The organism is Saprospiraceae bacterium (assembly GCA_016713025.1).
In the GTDB taxonomy this organism is placed as follows: domain Bacteria; phylum Bacteroidota; class Bacteroidia; order Chitinophagales; family Saprospiraceae; genus OLB9.
Genome location: JADJPZ010000004.1, coordinates 2,628,838 through 2,646,534 on the forward strand (window position 1 = coordinate 2,628,838; position 17,697 = coordinate 2,646,534).

Here is a 17,697-nt window from a genome sequence, read left to right on the forward strand (position 1 = left end):
CCTAATCCTATACAATACATAATATCAGCATATATGTCAAAAGAAAAAAATTCAACCATCAATGTACAAGGCACAGCAATCACTATCATCAATCAAAAGGAAGACGATTTTATAAGTCTGACTGATATGGCTAAAAAATTTGGGGGAGATGATTTAATTTATAGTTGGATGCGAAACAGAAACACACTGGAGTTTTTGGGGATTTGGGAGCAAATACATAATTCCTATTTTAAAGGTGGCGAATTCGAGACCTTTAAAAAAGAGGCTGACCTAAACAGTTTTCATCTTACACCAAAAACGATGAATCGAAAGTTCAAATGCCTCAATTAGATAAACAATAAAATGATCCAACAATTTCAAATCAGTTTAAATAATTTCAAACCAATGACAAAAAAATCAAATAGAAGTTGGTTATGGTTTGCAGGTGCAGTTATATTATGGCTTGCAAGTTATTTCGTAATTAGATTTATATTTAAATTAGAAAATGGAGCAGCTGGCACATTTGGTGATCAATTTGGTGCCATAAATGCATTATTCACTGGTCTGTCTTTTGCAGGTATTATTATAACACTGAGACTACAACAAGAAGAGTTATCAGCTCAAAGAAGAGAATTTATGACTAGTAGAGCTATGACGATTGTTTATAAGCAATTAGAGTTGATCAGTTTTGAATTATCACAAATCCAAAGGATAGAAGGTATGAAAACAAAAAATGAATGGATATATAAAAGAGAATATGATGGTGTTATAGCATTAACAAGGTGGGAAGATATTCTCATTAGTTCAACAAATAAAGTTGAAGCGTTCGAAAATTTAAAATCTGGGGAGTGTAAGAAAGATTGTGTAAACTAGTATCAAGGAGTTAGGCTTCCATCTGTGGGGGGGTACCCCCCACAGATGGAAAATTTTTTAATATGTTTGTGCGACCAAGTACAGACACATTTTTTAACCTAACAAATTTAATAGTTATGCAAAGTAACAAATTTAATCTTAATCTCTCTGAATTTCTTCAGGATGTCAAGTCTCTTAATGATTTTGACAATGTTATGAATGGCCTTTACAAAGATGGCATTCAAGAACTTTTAAAAGCTGAACTAAGTCATCATTTAGGCTATTCAAAACACTCGCCCGATGGGATTAATTCAGGTAATTCCCGGAATGGGTCTTATAAGAAAAAGATACGCACTACACAAGGACAGGTAGAGTTGGATATTCCACGGGATCGTAACGGTGAATTTGAGCCTATCATTGTTCCCAAGGGCCAAACTACCACTGAGAAAGTAGAATCTGTCATTACATCTCTTTACAGCAGAGGTATGAGCACCGATGACATAACAGCTCAAATTCAGGAAATTTATGGCTTAGACGTTTCTAAAACCTTTGTTTCAGATATTACAAACAAAATGATTCCGGCTATCCAGGAATGGCAAAACAGACCTTTGGATAATACTTATTACATCGTTTGGATGGATTGTATTTGTTTTAAAATCCGGCAGGATAATAAAATCATCAACAAGAGTATTTATATCGTTATAGGACTGAAAACCAATGGGATCAAAGAAGTTTTGGGCATCTGGATGAGCGCCAACGAGTCTGCCGCGTTTTGGCTTTCTGTCTTAAATGAGCTCAAAGACAGGGGCGTTAAAAAGATGCTCATTGCATGCACTGACAATCTTACAGGATTCACTCAGGCCATTCAAACTGCTTTCCCCGATACCGTATCCCAGCTTTGTATCGTTCATCAAATCAGAAACTCTATGAAGTTTGTCCCATGGAAAGATAGAAGGGCCTTCCTGGCTGATTTAAAAACTGTTTATGCCGCTTTAAATATGGAAACTGCTCTCATTGCTTTTGAAGCTTTTAAAGCAAAATGGGGGTCTAAATATGCCTATGCCATTAAAAGTTGGGAAGCAAACTGGTCAAATCTATCTCCCATGTTTCAGTATCCTACTAACATTCGTAAAATTATGTATACCACTAATACCATTGAAGGCCTCAACAGAGCCATCAGAAAATTTACCAAAACCAAAACACTTTTTCCAAATGATCAGGCAGCCTTGAAATCTGTATATCTTGCTATTCAGCAAATTCAAGTTAAATGGACAATGCCAATTCATAACTGGCATATTACTCATAATGAAATTTTAATTATCTTTGAGGATAATTTGATTCAGCCATAATTCTTTGAAGTTTTGTTTACACAAAATATTTTACAGCCTCATAAGCTCTTGTTTCTTTTCTTTCAAAATCTCATTACATTCCATAGCAAATTTACCTGGATCCCTTCTCCTATACAACTCGTGGGTATAGATATGAATATCATTAATCTCAACGCCCCAAAAATGACTCAAGGTTCTATGTATTTCATCTAAACTTGCTTTTCCATTGTTAAAACATCCTTTCAGATTACAATAGTTCACTAATTCTACATATTCTATTTTGGGCCTTGTCCACTCCAAATGAAACATTGGGGTCAATTGATTTCCATCAGATTGACCAAGACAGATTTCCAAATACTTTTCAATCATTTCGTAGGAAATAATAATAGCAATTATGTCCACCTTAGTAGAATTCCTGACAAACCATTCTTTATCACTATCTGAATCCTGCGTTCTGAAATACACAATCTCATCAATGATATTTAATGAATCATTTTTTAATTGATTTAAGGCTTCCTGATAGTAATTTTTATCCCCAAATGGCCTTCTTGCTTCAATATTAAGTAATTTCTTGTAATAGTGAAAATACCTTGTGAGCTCCGGTTTATCTGTTTTGTAGTATTGTATTTCTTCCTCCTCCTCTTGGAATGTATATTTGTTCTCTTCTTCTTGGAGTTCGTTAAGAATAGTTTCAATAAATCCCCATCTTTCTTTAATAACCTTTATTGGCAGCTTGCTCACATGGCGGTACCCCTGACACTTGGTGTCAAAATCTTGTACGCACCCTTGTAGCTTCTGCAATAGCATGCTATCACATTTGATTTATTAATTTGCATAATATTTAGGCTTTTCTTATTCTGCTTATAATAAATCATAAAACGATACTGGTTTTAGTTTTTGTATATAAATCAAAACAATTAACATTTTTGCTATTGCAACATAAAAAAAAGCAGTCTATTGACTGCTTTTCCTATTATAACAAATTGTGGAAATACTATTTTGCCTTTTTGATATCCGTCTTTTTAATATCGTCCTTTTTCGATGCGAACAGTTTTTCGCTAAGCTGGTCCATCTCCGCTCCTACTCTACTCTCTACAATCTTGCCATAAATCTGGGTGGTCTTAATGCTACTATGCCCTAACATCTTACTCGTGGCTTCCATACTCACGCCATTGGCCAATAGTACTGTAGTCGCAAACGTGTGTCTTGCAATGTGGGTGGTTAGTGGTTTTTTAATTTCGCAAATATCGGCAATTTCCTTCAAGTACGCGTTAAGCTTCTGATTGCTCTTCATAGGTAACAATCTGTTTTTACTTATGCAAATAGGATGATCTTTATATTTATCTATGATCTCCAGTGCAGGCTCCAGGAGTGGCACGTTACTAACGTTGTCATTTTTCTGTCTTGATTTATAAATCCAATTTTTTCCATTGATGCCGGTCCCTATATGTTCAGGAGTCAGTTGAGTGGCATCTTTATAGGCATACCCTGTGTAGCAGCAAAATACAAAACAATCTCGTACTTCACTTAATCTTGGTAATGTAATCTCTTTTTCAATGAGTCTTTGCAACTCTGCCCCAGTCAAATATTCTCTCTTAGTTTCTTTTACTGAACATTTATGCCCGGCTAAAATATTTTTTTCAACCCATTCATACTTTACTGCAAAGTCAACTACACGGATCAGATATTGCATGTATTTAACTAAAGTATTTTGATGTAGCTTCGCTTCAGTTTTCAAATAATGCTCAAACTCAATTGCAAAAGAATATTTCAAATCCGTAAGAAGGATATCTTTTGATTTAAAACTATACCTAATAAAGGCTCCAATCTTAGTTTTGAAAGCGCCATACCTCCTGAAGGTATCTTTTTCAATTTCTATTCCGACAAGTGAAGAATACTTTTCATTGTATACTTCACAAACTTCAAGCAATGTTTTGGATTGCTTTTCTTCTTCACCTTTCAACTTTCGTCTTAAGTCATCAACTGTCACATCCAGATTTTGTGATTTCATTTCGTTATACATCCGGATGACATCCATTTTTAGCCTGTCCATGTATTCATTCATGGTCAAGAATTTTGCACTATTCCCCCTGTACTTTCCATTTTCTGAATCCCATTCAGAAAAATTGGCCTTGTATCCGGTACCAATATAAGCTCGCCTACCATTCAGGTAAATCTGCATAAGCACCGGTGACGCACCGGTATCTTTTTTATCCGATCTCAGGATAAAAGTCACTTTAAGAAGTTCTAACTTTTTCATTTGTATTGCATGGTTTTAAAACGTGAAAAAATATTTTCCTGTTGCCATGCAGCGGCTGTAAAGTGAAGTTTTGTTGCAAGATATCAGTTTTTGACCATAAGGCTGTCGCAAATAACAAACTTATTTAGTATCACTTGTCGCAAACTGTCGCAAATAAAAAGGTAGTTTTAATCCAAGAATCTCCCAATTAGCTGCGAATAACATTTGCGACACCTATTTTCATAATTGCGACTGTCGCAATATTGTCGCAAATAATAGGCGTTCTGTGTTATTGTCGCAGTATTGTCGCATAAAATTTAGTCGAAAAAACATCATTTTAAGCATTTTGACATTCATAACTCCTTGAAAAACAAACGCCAAACAGAATTTTACTTCTATTTGGCGTTATGTTTTGCGGACTGGACGGGACTCGAACCCGTGACCCCATGCGTGACAGGCATGTATTCTAACCAACTGAACTACCAATCCTTTCTTTGCTTTTCTTCAAAAGCGACGCAAAGATAGGTATACTTTTATAATGTCAAAACACTTTGCCAAAAATTATTTTTTATTTTTTTTATAGCCATATTTCTGTTTATCAAGCTTCATATGGTTAACTTTGCAGCTTAGAATATGTTTAAACTTTTATCATTTGGCTCCAAGTGGCAAATTTAATTTTAGCCGGCATTATATTTTTCGCCGTACCGTGTCAAGCTATGCTTGAGCTTTCGGGACGCTTCTGTCCCGATCAAGACATTTTTCAAAAAATCGTCTTGACCGGCTACGACTGCAAAATATGCCTTGTCCAAAATCAAATTTCCTCACTTTCGCTCAAACATAAAAATTTGAACATACTCCTAGTTTGATTATGTAACCTATTAGCAGGATAGTATGGTATTTCTAGATTTTGAAAAGCCACTTGAAAACCTTTATGAACAGCTTGATAAACTCAAACAAGTGGGTGATGAAGGCATTATTGATATGACCGAAAGTATCAAAGAACTTGAAAAAAAGATTCAAAATTTAAAAAAAGATATTTATGCCAATCTGACAGGATGGCAAAGGGTACAGCTTTCCAGGCATCCGGAGAGACCTTATACTTTGTATTATATAGATCAGATGTGCAAAAGATTTACTGAGTTGCACGGTGACAGATATTGCAAAGATGATAAAGCTATAGTCGGAGGAATTGCCAAACTTGACAATCAGAGTGTCGTCATACTCGGACATCAGAAAGGAATCAACACTAAAATGCGCCAATACCGCAACTTTGGAATGGCAAATCCTGATGGATATCGTAAGGCGCTTCGTCTCATGAAATTGGCGGAAAGGTTCAATATGCCTGTAATATGCCTTATCGACACTCCCGGGGCTTTTCCCGGACTCGAAGCTGAAGAACGCGGTCAGGCAGAAGCTATTGCACGTAATCTTTTTGAAATGGCCCAACTCAAGGTGCCTATTTTGTGCTACATCATCGGTGAAGGCGCTTCAGGTGGTGCATTGGGCATCGGCCTTGGGGACAGGGTGTGCATGCTTGAAAATACTTGGTATACAGTGATATCTCCCGAATCATGTTCTTCCATACTATGGAGAAGTTGGGACCACAAAGAAGAAGCGGCAGAAGCTTTGAAGTTAACCCCTGAGCACATGCTTGATTTCAAACTTATCGACGATATCATAAAGGAACCTCTCGGAGGTGCCCATACTGATCCGGAGAAAATGGCAAAAACGCTTAAATCTCATATTAAATCGGCCTTGGCAGAATTACTTCCAATGGATCCTGATCAACGAATTACTATGAGAATCGAAAAATATTCTCAGATGGGTAGAGTCACTACCACCGATGATTAATTGAAATAAAAAAATGATTGATAAGATAAAAGCGTGGTTTTTTTATAGGGATTTTCGGGTTGATGGGTTAACAAATAAAACCCAAAATGCCGGATTAAATTCAGAACAGAATATAGCCATATTATTTGATGGTACCAATGAAGAAGACAGGAAGACGGTACATAGGTTTAAAAAAAAATTAAACCCGGATGGTAAAAAGAATATTTATTCATTAGCATTTATAGACAATGCTTTGCCATTGGACAATGTAGATTATGCAGCTTACAATCACAAAAATCTTAAATGGTATGGCGTGCCTTTCGGCTCCAAAGTAGAAGAATTTATGGAGCAAAATAACGATATGCTGATTGTTTTGTGCAAAGAAATGAAACCACATTTTGAATTCATCATTGCTCATTGTCATTCGAGATTTAAAGTCGGACCGGATATCAAGCACTCTGAAAAATACTTGAACCTAATTATAGAATGCAATGAATATAAAGATATTGAAAGCATAGCAAACTCGATAATAAAAGGAATAGATAAAATAGCAGTTAAATAAGAATTAAAAAATGAAGGATCAACGGTTTATAGGCACAGGTGTAGCCATCATCACACCATTCAGAAACAACGAAATAGACTTTCCGGCCTTTGAACGGATCATCAATTATGTTATCAATGGTGGTGTAAATTATATAGTTGCCCTTGGGTCCACTGGTGAAACTGCCACCCTCAATGAAGATGAAGCAAGAAGTGTTCTTGACTTTTGTATTGAAAAAATTGACAATCGAGTGCCACTTGTTGCAGGAAATTTCGGGTGGAATGATACCAAAGAGTTGGTAAAAAAGATCAAAGAATATAATTTTAACGGTATTGACGCTATACTTTCATCCAGTCCAGCTTACGTCAAACCATCTCAGGAAGGTATATTCAGACATTACGCTGCTGTAGCGGATGTGTGCCCTAAACCTGTGATTTTGTATAATGTACCTGGAAGGACCAGATCAAATATGGAGTGGGAGACCACTGTCAGACTGGCAGAGTACAGCAAAACATTTGTCGGGATCAAAGAAGCTTCCGGAGACCTCATCCAAACCACAAGAATCATAAAAAACAAACCAGATCATTTTATTGTCACATCAGGAGACGACGAGGTGGCACTTCCTATGACTGCTGTTGGTGGCGACGGTGTCATTTCTGTGATGGCCAATGCTTTACCCAAGGCATTCAGCCAAATGATCAATTTTGCGCTCGATCAGGATTATTATGCAGCACGGGAATTAAATTTCAAAACTTATGACTTGCACAAATGGCTGTATATAGAAGGTAATCCTGTAGGTATCAAGTCCGCTATGGAAATCCTGGGGTATGGTACCAATGAAGTCAGACTACCTCTTGCACCTCTATCTGAAATCAACTATGCCAAACTTAAGGACGAATTAGTAAAAATTGTAAACTCCATTGATATTGGACAATAACCAGAGAGTAAGCTTTATATTATAGTGGACATAAAATATTCTGCGAAAAATTTAAATCATAATGTATTGTAATTTAAAAAATTATGATTATAAATTTTCGCAATCAATTTTCTGTTTGGTATATTCACTGAAAATGAGCATCATAACGCTACACTTATCTGATATCCGATGTAAGCTACATAGCAAAAAATAAAAATAATCCCTTCTACTCTTGTAACTTTGTGACGTTCCATGGTGTAAGCTGACATCAGAAGCAAAACGCTGGCAAAAATACAAGCCAGCAAATCAAAATCGGTGATATTTCCTTTGGGCAACGGAGAGATAATCGCACTTGTGCCCAAAATAAAAAATATATTAAATATATTACTACCTACAATATTACCCACTGCTATGTCTGAATTTCGCTTCAAAGCTGCCACCACGCTGGTAGCAAGTTCAGGCAATGAAGTGCCAATAGCTACGATTGTAAGCCCAATGATCGCCTTGCTCATCCCGAATCCTTCTGCAATGCCAACGGCTGCATCTACAAAAAACTTACCTCCGCCCACCAACAATATCAAACCGAAAACAATATAAATGACTGACTTTGCAACCGTCATTTTTTGTATTTCAAGGTCTTCATCTTCTCCGCTACTCTTTGCAAGGTGAAGCATATAATACATAAATATGGTCATAAAACCCAACAAAATAATACCATCAGCCAAAGAAATAACATCTTTTTGATGTCCGGAAAATCTGATATCATTGATCATCAAGTATAGCACAATGGCTGCTAAAAGGCTCAGGGGAATCTCTTTCAACACCGTATTTTTCAATATAGTTAATGGGAAAATTGTTGCTGTAATGCCCAAGATCAAAAGAATGTTTACAATATTACTACCTACAACGTTACCTATAGCAATTTCTGCATTTCCTGTATAGGCAGAATAAGCACTTACAGCCAACTCAGGTGATGATGTGCCAAAGGCGACAATAGTCAATCCAATGACAATATTGGGAATATTATATTTTTTAGCCAGAGAAGAAGCTCCATCAACAAGAAAATTAGCCCCGTATATGATAGCTGCCAGACTCGCAGCAAGGATGATAAAATTCAGCATATGTGTAATCCAAAATTAAAACGCAATGATAGCTAAAAGAAGATAATTTTGTAAAGGTTTTAAAACTCATTAACTTTCCATAGCATAAATTCGTTCCAGATTTTTACTCTCCACTGCAATGACCAACTCCACAATCATGTTTTTTTCTTTATCAGATAAGTTATGGAAGAGACCAAAACCGGCATTAAGAATTTCATAACCCGTCGTGATGCCTATTATATCAGTTTCACTGTATATATCGGGCTTCTTTTTCATTTTTATGATCAATTCACTGATCACATCAAGTCCTTTTTTCAGCAGTACAATATCCGTCAGTAACCTAAACAACTCCTCTGAACTCTCAATAAATGCTTCCACTCGGTTTCTTGGCAAACTGCGTATCAAAGTATCAAATTCTTCAACCGAAATAGGTGGTTTCAATCCTTTGCGCTTTGCAACTGTAAATAATATCTCTTCAAATTGAGTAGCTACTTTAAACGAATCCAATGTATGCATTGCCGCTCTGAGTGCTTTTGGGAAGCTAAAACCCAATTTAAATGCCATGCCCACACCGCTACCCAAGAGGTCAAATAGATGTTTTGGATTCTTAAAATGATTATCAAGGTTATCAAAAGCACTGTTTAGTGCACGCCTGGCATCACGATCCGGATATATATAATGCAAAAAGAATTCTCGCAACTCGTCAATGCGTTCTTTCGTGATAAAAGGGTCTGAGAGAACCACTTTTTTGATATTTTTATACTGATATCTTTCATTGACTGTTATTCTCAGCGTCTCAATGATCTCTTCACTCAATGTAGTGTCCGAAACCTGATTAGGTTCAGTAATCATATTTGTACTCATTTCCGATTTTCAAATAAAAGGTTAATACCTTACAATAACAATACAATTTCATGTGAATTAGTTCATGAATTTGTAACTTTGTAGTTTAAAAATTAAAAATTTCATGTTAAATTTAATTTTATTTGGCCCTCCGGGTTCAGGTAAAGGAACTCAAGCTGAAAATTTGATAGAAAAATATGGATTATTGCATATTTCTACGGGAGATTTATTCAGGAGTGAGATAGGTAAGAAAACACCTTTGGGTATAAAGGCTCAGGAATATATGTCAAGAGGAGAGTTGGTACCCGATGAAATTACCATTGGAATGCTCCAAAACAAGGTAAATGCCAGTCCTGATGTAAGTGGAATTATTTTTGATGGATTTCCGCGTACTATTTCACAAGCTCGTGCTCTGGATGAATTTTTATCAGACAGAGGAACCACAGTCACCATACTGGTATCACTTGATGTACCTGATGATGAGCTCGTAAAAAGAATCCTGCTCAGAGGAAAAACTTCAGGCAGAAATGACGATAATGATGAAACCATCATCAGGAACAGAATAAAAGTATATGAAGAAGAAACTGCCCCCATTTTTAATTATTACGCTGAATATGGAAAATCCATAAAAGTAAGAGGTGTGGGTTCCGTTGACTCGATATTTGAAAATATAGCATCTCATATAGATACTTTGTGCTGAAACCTAAATTTACTGTTTGGTCTAAACGACCAACCTTTCATCCTCATCAATAATCAACTGTGGCAGAACAAAATTTTGTAGATTACGTAAAAATTTGCTGCAGATCAGGAGCTGGCGGTGCTGGTTCTTCTCATTTTTACAGGGACAAGCTCAATAGTATGGGTGGTCCTGATGGTGGTGACGGTGGACGTGGAGGACACATCATCCTGAAAGGCAACTCCAATGTCTGGACACTGCTTGCATTAAAATACCAAAAACACGTCATCGCTACACCCGGTGTCAATGGCTCAGGTAACAATAGTACAGGTGCTGATGGAAAAGACATCATTCTGGAAGTACCTCTTGGCACCGTAGCCAGAGACTTTGAAACAGGTAAGATTGACTTCGAAATAACTACCCACAATGAAACCAAGATACTTGCTCGTGGCGGCCGCGGGGGCATGGGAAATGCCAACTTCAAGTCTTCTACCAGACAAACTCCGGACTACGCTCAACCGGGAGAATCAGGTACAGAAGTCTGGAAAGTCCTTGAACTAAAGGTACTGGCAGATGTAGGTCTGGTAGGATTTCCAAATGCCGGAAAATCAAGTCTTTTGGCTAGTATTACAGCAGCAAAACCTGAAATAGCCAATTATCCGTTTACTACTTTAGTCCCCAATCTAGGGATAGTCAAATACAGAGACCACAGATCATTTGTCATGGCAGACATTCCGGGTATCATCGAGAATGCACATCTTGGGAAAGGTCTGGGACTGCGGTTTCTCAGGCATATCGAAAGAAATGCCGTGCTTTTATTTATGGTACCAATAGACACTGAAGATATTTCAAAAGAATACCACATCTTATTGAATGAGCTAAAGATGTATAATCCTGATCTGGTAGACAAACCTAAAATACTTGCTATAACTAAATGTGACATCACCGACGAAGAATATCTGGAACTGATCAGACCGGAAATAATGGTGGATATTCCGTTTTGCTTCATATCTTCAGTGTCACAAAAAGGATTGACAGAACTTAAAGACGCTTTGTGGAAGATGATGAATGAGTAGAAACAGGAAATGAATTACATAAATCCTCGAAATACAGTTACTTTTTCCCTGCCAACAAATATAAAACTGCCATGCGTATGGCTACACCATTTTCTACCTGATCAAGGATGATGGACTTACCTGAGTCCGCTACGTCACTGGTCAGTTCCACACCTCTGTTGATAGGTCCCGGATGCATGATCACAATATCCTTATTGATCTCCTGGAGTAATGCATTGTTGATTCCATAGTACAGGGAGTATTCTCGCAGCGATGGTATGTATTTTATATCTTGTCGTTCAAGCTGGATTCTTAGTACGTTGGCAACATCGCACCATTGCAGGGCTTTTCGGATGTCATATTCTACCTCCACGCCGAGTGAAGTGATATATCTGGGTATAAGAGTAGCCGGACCACAAACTTTAACATTGGCGCCCAATTTTTTTAGGCAAAAGATGTTACTCAAGGCCACTCTGCTATGAAAAATATCTCCAACGATGACAATATTTTTCCCTTCCACAGCACCCAGCTTTTCTTTGATGGAGTAAGCATCAAGTAGTGCCTGTGTCGGATGTTCGTGGGTACCATCACCGGCATTGATGATATTGGCATCGATATGTTTTGCCAGAAAATGGTGCGCTCCGGGAGCGGGATGACGCATGACCACCATATCCACTTTCATGGCCAGTATATTGTTTACGGTATCGAGCAAGGTCTCTCCTTTGCTGACAGAAGAAGATGAAGCTGCAAAATTCACCACGTCTGCGGAGAGTCGTCTTTCAGCCAATTCAAATGAAATCCTGGTCCTTGTAGAGTTTTCAAAAAAAATGTTTGCAATAGTGACATCACGCAATGAAGGCACTTTTTTGATTGGTCTGTTGATGACATCCTTAAACTCATCTGCTATACTGAAAATCAACTCAATATCCTCTTTTGTAATATATTTTATTCCTAAAAGATGTTTTGTACTGAGTTGGGTTTGCATTTATGAATTGTTAGATTTAATCTATTTATTATTTTATTTTATGTCATTGGTCTTTGCCTGCAAAGAGTAAAACAGCATCTTCCCCATCTTTTTCTTTCCACCTTACCCTGACGTAAGCTTCTTCTACAGCATCTACTGCTATGCCGAGATAATCAGCTTTGATAGGAAAATGTCTGTTGAAACGTCTATCCACCATGCACAACATTTCGATCTTTCTGGGTCTTCCAAGATCCTGTATTGCAGCTATTGCCGCATGTACCGTCCTACCGGTGTATAAAACGTCATCTATCAGAATGATATCCCTATTTTCTATAGTAAATGAAATATCTGTGGCTGAAGCCCTGATCGGTGTATCCCTCCTTCTGAAATCATCCCTGTAAAAGGTAATATCCAGCATGCCATATTTGAAATGCTGTCCTCCCAACATCAGGACAAGCTGCTGTCTTATCTTTTCTGCCAGTAGAACACCTCTTTCCTGGATACCCACGATACACAGATTTGTTGTGTCAGGATGGTTTTCAAGAATGTGATGACACAATCTCTGAATTGTAAGTTGAATTCTCTCTGATGTTAATATGACTCTTCCTTCATGCATAATCGGGGCAAAGATAAGAATCTAATTTTATGATTACAAGATAACTCAATGATTAAAGTTTGAAAGTGTGTCTCAACCAGACTTGCCATTAATCACCATTTCATCGATCCTTAGGATTTTTTATAATCTTCTTCCTGAAATAGTGATAAACATCATTATTGTTACTAATCACCATCATTAAAGCAAACCCATTAAACGATTTCATTTTAGTCTAATTTTGCACAAAATTAAATACATAAAAAAAATGAAAAATTTATTAACTATTGCCATTGCAATGATGGTGTCATTTGCGGGCAAGTCACAATTCTACGTTTCAGGAGGTGCAGGGTATACTTTGGGCATGCCTGAACAAATCCTAGGTATCAACACCGTACAGACTTCAGCGACAGCTACTTCTACCACAAATAATTACGGCACTTATGGTGCAGGGACAAATTTGCGATTGAATTTAGGTTATTTTTTCAATGACAAGCTTGGGGTGGATTTAGGTTTTGCCTATCTCATGGGCAAACAACAAGACGTAACTACATTTACTTATGCTGCTGCAAATGCTTCATCATACCAAAAAGCGACTTCTACCGCTATTGGATTTGCTCCGGCACTTGTTTATAAACTAAATAAAGGATTGTATGGCAGAATTGGTATTGCGACAAAAGTAGGTGGAAAAGTGGATGTCGATATATATGGAAAACAACCATTTGCTGCTGCACCAACCACTGCATACACAGAGACAAAGGCAAAAGCTGAAATTCATGGCCAACCGCCTTTTGGTTTCATAGGAGCTTTAGGATATGAGATAAGTCTTGGAAAACTTGGAATTTTTGCAGAAGCTGAATATCTCGGCATCAATGTAAAAAGAAAATCACTGACGATGAACGAATTTGACACAAGTGTGTATCAAAATAATGGAACACTTATACAGGCCGGAGCAGCCACTCTTGAAAAATTGCCTCCAGGTAACTTTAAAGAAGTAACTTATAAAGAAAGTGCGACATCAACATCAGGAGCAGAGCAATTGGCTCTAGTGAGTCCATATTCATCACTTGGTATCAATATCGGTGTAAAATTCTCATTTGAATAACGAACGACAAGCGACGAATGAGTTGCAAATTGTGTAGGTCGTCTCTTTAGGGATTGAGGGCAGCGGGTGGCATCTTCTTTTCTTTTGCTCTCCTCACCCCTTGCCCCCTAAAGGGGCTACCGTTTACACATAAGTATGAAAGTTCCGGCATGATAAATATTTGAAAATATTTTTGAGAAAAGTGCCTCTTTTTAACTGTATTTACCCATCCCCGACCCTTCCCTAAAAATGGAAGGGTGACTCGCAACGCTTGGCATTTGAACGTAATTCATGAAAAATAGTTTTTATTTTATAAAGAAGGGTTCAGAATCACACACCACCTAAGATGTGTGTAAACGGTAGCCCTAAAGGGGAGAGCCCTGATTCACCTGAATCCGGAAGCGTAGATCGACCCTCCAGTGCTGATGTAAAACAAAAGGAATTTTTATTAAAGTGCAAAAATGGGATACACCTGGATTCCGGTTGATTACTTAGGATTCATTAAGCTTTTTTAACTCATGCAGTTTCAGCATACACTCTATGGGTGTCATCGTGTTGAGGTCAAGTGATTTTATCAATTCTTTCATTTGTCCTACTACAGGGTCTACCGTCTCAAATAGACTCAACTGAAAATTATTGGGCATGATGTTTTTTGCATTGGTACGCAGGTTGGAGTCTGTTGCGGGATTTTCGATTCTTTTTTGTTCCAGATCCTCCAGTATTTCCATAGCCCTGGATATGATCTCCCTTGGCATACCTGCCATCGCTGCTACGTGTATACCAAATGAATGTTCACAACCTCCTTCTACAAGTTTTCGGAGAAATATCACTTTGTTACCTATTTCTTTGGTGGTCACATTATAGTTCTTAATTCTGGGATACTTCTCAGCAAGTTCATTCAATTCGTGATAATGAGTGGCAAAAAGCGTCTTTGGAGTAACCCTTCCATTATGCAGAAATTCAGCCAATGACCATGCGATGGAGATGCCATCGTAGGTAGATGTCCCACGCCCTATTTCATCAAGGAGAATGAGACTTCTGGCCGAAATATTATTCATGATGCTTGCCGTTTCATTCATTTCGAGCATAAATGTTGACTCACCACTCGATATATTATCACTTGCTCCGACCCTGGTAAATATTTTATCTACTATACCTGTTTTGGCAGATGATGCGGGTACATATGAACCCATCTGTGCCATCAGTACGATCAAAGCAGTCTGCCGCAGCACGGCGGACTTACCGGACATATTCGGACCAGTGATCATCATGATTTGTGTATCCGTACTATCCAGATGAATATCGTTGGGCACATAATCATGTCCAAGTGGTAGCTGTCGCTCGATGACGGGATGGCGTGCGCCTTTCAGGACAATTTCGTAACTCTCATCCACTTCAGGTTTTGTATATCCAAATTTTTCTGCTATCGTGGCAAAGGATAAAATACAATCCAAAATGGCTACATTCTTTGCATTCTGCTGGAGAGCATCGATATATTCTGTGGCTTTCAGGACAAGGTCATGATACAATTTTTCTTCCAGATCGCTGATTTTTTCTTCGGCAGTCAGGATTTTTGTTTCAAGCTTTTTGAGGTCTTCAGAAATGTATCTTTCGGCATTGGCCAAAGTTTGTTTTCTGACCCAGGAAGCAGGAATTTTTTCATGATCCTTATATTTATTTGTCACTTCCAGATAATATCCGAATACATTATTAAACCCGATTTTCAGGCTGGAAATACCCGTTCTCTCAGCCTCAGTAACTTGTATTTCTAATAGCAGTTCCTTGCTGTTGCGTATGACATTGCGTAGGTCATCAAGCTCCTCATGATGTCCCGACCTGATGACGTTACCTTTAGACACAATTGCCGGTGCTTCTTCGCTGATGGTTTTTCCTATGTCTTCTTTCAGCTTAGCGCACAGATTGAGTTTATCTGCCAGCAATATCAAATGTTCATTTTCACTATTTTTCAATATTGCCAGAATATCAGGCAGCAGGTCGAGTGATTTTTTTAGTTGGAGGAGCTCGCGCGGTGATATCTTTTCCATAGCCAGTTTTGAAGCGATCCTGGCGATATCTCCGGTCAGGCGTAGAAGGTCAGTGAGAGCATCCCTGTCAAAATACTTTTCATAAAAATAAGACACCATGTCCAATCTGGCTTGAATCCTGTCTACAGACAATAATGGTAACAGTATCCAGTTGCGTAGAAGTCTCGCTCCCATGGGTGTCACAGTTTTGTCCATAACATGTGCCAGCGAACTCCCGGAATCATGCGCACTCTTGAGCAGCTCAAGATTTTTGATAGTAAATCTGTCCAACCAAACAAAGTGTTCTGACTGAATCCTCGTGATACCTGATATGTGCGCTGTCTTTTCATTTTGTGTAGCATTGAGATAATGAATGACAGCACCAGCCGCTACTTGTGCTAATGGAAGCTCTTCTATCCCAAATCCTTTTAGATTAGAAACATCGAATTTATTGAGTAATTTTGTCCGGGTGTAGTCGGGCATGTACACCCATTCTTCGATGCCATAGTAGTAGTATCTCTCGCCAAATGTTTTTGTATAATCCTTCAGAAATGCTTTCGAAAATATAATTTCTGAAGGACTGAACCCATCAATCAGCTTCTCAATAGTGGCCGAATTGCCCTCTGAAACTAAAAATTCGCCCGTCGAAATATCCAGGAACGCAACACCCAACTCATTTTTTGTAGTAAAATAAATGGATGCCAGAAAATTGTTGGATTTCCTGTCAAGGATGGTATCGTCTGTAGTCACTCCTGGGGTCACCACATCTGTAACTCCACGATCTACAATTTTTTTCTCTTTACTGGGTTTTTCCAATTGTTCGCATATGGCAACCCGATGGCCGGCCCTGACAAGTTTGGGCAGATATGTATCCAGTGAATGATATGGAAATCCTGCCAACTCGATATCATTGCCTCCATTGTTTCGTTTCGTAAGCACTATACCCAGTATTTCAGATACTTTGATAGCGTCTTCTGCAAAGGTTTCATAAAAGTCCCCTACCCTATACAATAATATAGCATCGGGATGTTTGGCTTTCAACTTAAAGTATTGTGACATCAGTGGCGTCACTTTACTCATTTCGTCAACTGATGTAATAGTCTGTTTTGCCAAAATGATATTTTCTCAGGTTTTGAAAAAAGTGCAAGGCAAATGTAGGAATTCCGTTTGATAATTGGAATGATTTCAGAATGCTTCTTAAAATTTTCCGGGTTTCATCTCAATGTCGTTTAGATAAAACCACATTTTGAAGTCCTGTCCTCCAAAGGAAGAATTTAGCCTGCCTGAGCAACGTTAGAGCAAGCATTGAGAAATATTGAGGATTTTCATGGAGCTAAATGACCTTAATTTCTTAATGGTTAAAAACGGTATCATGACAATCTCAAACCATTTAGGCATGGAGAAACATTTAGGATCTTCATAGACAGGGATGAGTAAAAACAGATAAAAACATCCTTAACTAAACGACATTGGGTTTAATCTTCCTGATATTCTTTAAAAAAATCAATCACTCTTTGAGTATTGACCTTGCCAAATAATAAGGATTTTCATGGAGCTAAATGACCTTAATTTCTTAATGGTTAAAAACGATATCATGACAATCTCAAACCATTTAGGCATGGAGAAACATTTAGGATCTTCATAGGCAGGGATGGGTAAAAACAGATAAAAATA

General features: G+C 37.8%; 16 protein-coding genes and 1 tRNA gene. 9 read left to right on the plus strand and 8 right to left on the minus strand.

The features are described from left to right. Nucleotides 1–33 precede the first annotated feature (33 nt). From IPK35_17415 to IPK35_17425, 3 genes are all read left to right on the plus strand, one after another. Entirely contained in the window at nucleotides 34–330 is a 297-nt protein-coding gene (locus tag IPK35_17415; GenBank protein MBK8054993.1) for a KilA-N domain-containing protein, read from the plus strand. 12 nt (nucleotides 331–342) lie between these two features. After that, entirely contained in the window at nucleotides 343–852 is a 510-nt protein-coding gene (locus tag IPK35_17420) for a hypothetical protein (protein MBK8054994.1), read from the plus strand. Between the two features lie 116 nt (nucleotides 853–968). Continuing rightward, nucleotides 969–2,180, plus strand: a complete 1,212-nt coding sequence (locus IPK35_17425) for an IS256 family transposase (GenBank protein ID MBK8054995.1) — start codon at nucleotides 969–971, stop codon at nucleotides 2,178–2,180. A gap of 30 nt (nucleotides 2,181–2,210) precedes the next feature. Here IPK35_17425 and IPK35_17430 read toward each other — a convergent pair whose 3' ends face one another. From IPK35_17430 to IPK35_17440, 3 genes are all read right to left on the minus strand, one after another. Beyond that, entirely contained in the window at nucleotides 2,211–2,966 is a 756-nt protein-coding gene (locus IPK35_17430; GenBank protein ID MBK8054996.1) for an RteC domain-containing protein, read from the minus strand. Nucleotides 2,967–3,153: 187 nt separating this feature from the next. Further along, a complete protein-coding gene (locus tag IPK35_17435) occupies nucleotides 3,154–4,419 on the minus strand; it encodes a site-specific integrase (protein ID MBK8054997.1) in 1,266 nt (421 codons plus the stop codon). A gap of 394 nt (nucleotides 4,420–4,813) precedes the next feature. Further along, nucleotides 4,814–4,887 (minus strand) — tRNA-Asp (locus tag IPK35_17440). A gap of 402 nt (nucleotides 4,888–5,289) precedes the next feature. Between IPK35_17440 and IPK35_17445 the strand changes: the two genes are divergently transcribed. Genes IPK35_17445 through IPK35_17455 form a run of 3 tightly spaced genes read left to right on the plus strand, consistent with a single transcriptional unit; the run spans nucleotide 5,290 to nucleotide 7,706 of the window. Then, nucleotides 5,290–6,249, plus strand: a complete 960-nt coding sequence (locus tag IPK35_17445; protein MBK8054998.1) for an acetyl-CoA carboxylase carboxyltransferase subunit alpha — start codon at nucleotides 5,290–5,292, stop codon at nucleotides 6,247–6,249. A gap of 13 nt (nucleotides 6,250–6,262) precedes the next feature. Continuing rightward, nucleotides 6,263–6,790: a hypothetical protein gene (locus tag IPK35_17450; GenBank protein ID MBK8054999.1), complete on the plus strand. Its 528-nt coding sequence runs from the start codon at nucleotides 6,263–6,265 to the stop codon at nucleotides 6,788–6,790. Between the two features lie 10 nt (nucleotides 6,791–6,800). Next, nucleotides 6,801–7,706 carry a 4-hydroxy-tetrahydrodipicolinate synthase gene (locus IPK35_17455; GenBank protein MBK8055000.1) on the plus strand — a complete coding sequence of 302 codons (906 nt, stop codon included), beginning with the start codon at nucleotides 6,801–6,803 and terminating at the stop codon, nucleotides 7,704–7,706. 140 nt (nucleotides 7,707–7,846) lie between these two features. On the opposite strand, the gene IPK35_17460 is transcribed toward IPK35_17455, so the two are convergent. Further along, nucleotides 7,847–8,806, minus strand: coding sequence for a calcium/sodium antiporter (locus IPK35_17460; GenBank protein ID MBK8055001.1), 960 nt, complete (start codon nucleotides 8,804–8,806; stop codon nucleotides 7,847–7,849). A gap of 69 nt (nucleotides 8,807–8,875) precedes the next feature. Further along, nucleotides 8,876–9,649 (minus strand): hypothetical protein, encoded by a 774-nt coding sequence (locus tag IPK35_17465; protein ID MBK8055002.1) that lies wholly within the window; start codon nucleotides 9,647–9,649, stop codon nucleotides 8,876–8,878. 103 nt (nucleotides 9,650–9,752) lie between these two features. On the opposite strand from IPK35_17465, the gene IPK35_17470 reads away from it, so the two are divergent. Together IPK35_17470 and obgE are read left to right on the plus strand one after the other, a co-directional pair. Continuing rightward, the gene (locus tag IPK35_17470) at nucleotides 9,753–10,328 is read left to right on the plus strand and encodes an adenylate kinase (protein MBK8055003.1); all 576 of its coding nucleotides are present in this window, start codon (nucleotides 9,753–9,755) and stop codon (nucleotides 10,326–10,328) included. Nucleotides 10,329–10,387: 59 nt separating this feature from the next. Beyond that, complete coding sequence (gene obgE, locus IPK35_17475; GenBank protein MBK8055004.1) at nucleotides 10,388–11,380, plus strand: GTPase ObgE; 993 nt, start codon at nucleotides 10,388–10,390, stop codon at nucleotides 11,378–11,380. 37 nt (nucleotides 11,381–11,417) lie between these two features. On the opposite strand, the gene IPK35_17480 is transcribed toward obgE, so the two are convergent. Continuing rightward, nucleotides 11,418–12,344 carry an aspartate carbamoyltransferase catalytic subunit gene (locus IPK35_17480; GenBank protein MBK8055005.1) on the minus strand — a complete coding sequence of 309 codons (927 nt, stop codon included), beginning with the start codon at nucleotides 12,342–12,344 and terminating at the stop codon, nucleotides 11,418–11,420. 43 nt (nucleotides 12,345–12,387) lie between these two features. Continuing rightward, the gene (gene pyrR, locus IPK35_17485; GenBank protein ID MBK8055006.1) at nucleotides 12,388–12,939 is read right to left on the minus strand and encodes a bifunctional pyr operon transcriptional regulator/uracil phosphoribosyltransferase PyrR; all 552 of its coding nucleotides are present in this window, start codon (nucleotides 12,937–12,939) and stop codon (nucleotides 12,388–12,390) included. 244 nt (nucleotides 12,940–13,183) lie between these two features. On the opposite strand from pyrR, the gene IPK35_17490 reads away from it, so the two are divergent. Continuing rightward, on the plus strand, nucleotides 13,184–14,020 hold the full coding sequence (locus tag IPK35_17490; GenBank protein MBK8055007.1) for an outer membrane beta-barrel protein: 837 nt from the start codon (nucleotides 13,184–13,186) through the stop codon (nucleotides 14,018–14,020). A gap of 470 nt (nucleotides 14,021–14,490) precedes the next feature. On the opposite strand, the gene mutS is transcribed toward IPK35_17490, so the two are convergent. After that, on the minus strand, nucleotides 14,491–17,103 hold the full coding sequence (gene mutS, locus IPK35_17495; GenBank protein MBK8055008.1) for a DNA mismatch repair protein MutS: 2,613 nt from the start codon (nucleotides 17,101–17,103) through the stop codon (nucleotides 14,491–14,493). Nucleotides 17,104–17,697: the final 594 nt, after the last annotated feature.

Bases quoted from the DNA above. Each gene is read 5' to 3' on its own strand.
- IPK35_17415 (MBK8054993.1), top strand. From the start codon at position 34: ATGTCAAAAGAAAAAAATTCAACCATCAATGTACAAGGCACAGCAATC.
- IPK35_17420 (MBK8054994.1), top strand. From the start codon at position 343: ATGATCCAACAATTTCAAATCAGTTTAAATAATTTCAAACCAATGACA.
- IPK35_17425 (MBK8054995.1), top strand. From the start codon at position 969: ATGCAAAGTAACAAATTTAATCTTAATCTCTCTGAATTTCTTCAGGAT.
- IPK35_17430 (MBK8054996.1), bottom strand. From the start codon at position 2,966: ATGCTATTGCAGAAGCTACAAGGGTGCGTACAAGATTTTGACACCAAG.
- IPK35_17435 (MBK8054997.1), bottom strand. From the start codon at position 4,419: ATGAAAAAGTTAGAACTTCTTAAAGTGACTTTTATCCTGAGATCGGAT.
- IPK35_17445 (MBK8054998.1), top strand. From the start codon at position 5,290: ATGGTATTTCTAGATTTTGAAAAGCCACTTGAAAACCTTTATGAACAG.
- IPK35_17450 (MBK8054999.1), top strand. From the start codon at position 6,263: ATGATTGATAAGATAAAAGCGTGGTTTTTTTATAGGGATTTTCGGGTT.
- IPK35_17455 (MBK8055000.1), top strand. From the start codon at position 6,801: ATGAAGGATCAACGGTTTATAGGCACAGGTGTAGCCATCATCACACCA.
- IPK35_17460 (MBK8055001.1), bottom strand. From the start codon at position 8,806: ATGCTGAATTTTATCATCCTTGCTGCGAGTCTGGCAGCTATCATATAC.
- IPK35_17465 (MBK8055002.1), bottom strand. From the start codon at position 9,649: ATGAGTACAAATATGATTACTGAACCTAATCAGGTTTCGGACACTACA.
- IPK35_17470 (MBK8055003.1), top strand. From the start codon at position 9,753: ATGTTAAATTTAATTTTATTTGGCCCTCCGGGTTCAGGTAAAGGAACT.
- IPK35_17480 (MBK8055005.1), bottom strand. From the start codon at position 12,344: ATGCAAACCCAACTCAGTACAAAACATCTTTTAGGAATAAAATATATT.
- pyrR (MBK8055006.1), bottom strand. From the start codon at position 12,939: ATGCATGAAGGAAGAGTCATATTAACATCAGAGAGAATTCAACTTACA.
- IPK35_17490 (MBK8055007.1), top strand. From the start codon at position 13,184: ATGAAAAATTTATTAACTATTGCCATTGCAATGATGGTGTCATTTGCG.
- mutS (MBK8055008.1), bottom strand. From the start codon at position 17,103: ATGAGTAAAGTGACGCCACTGATGTCACAATACTTTAAGTTGAAAGCC.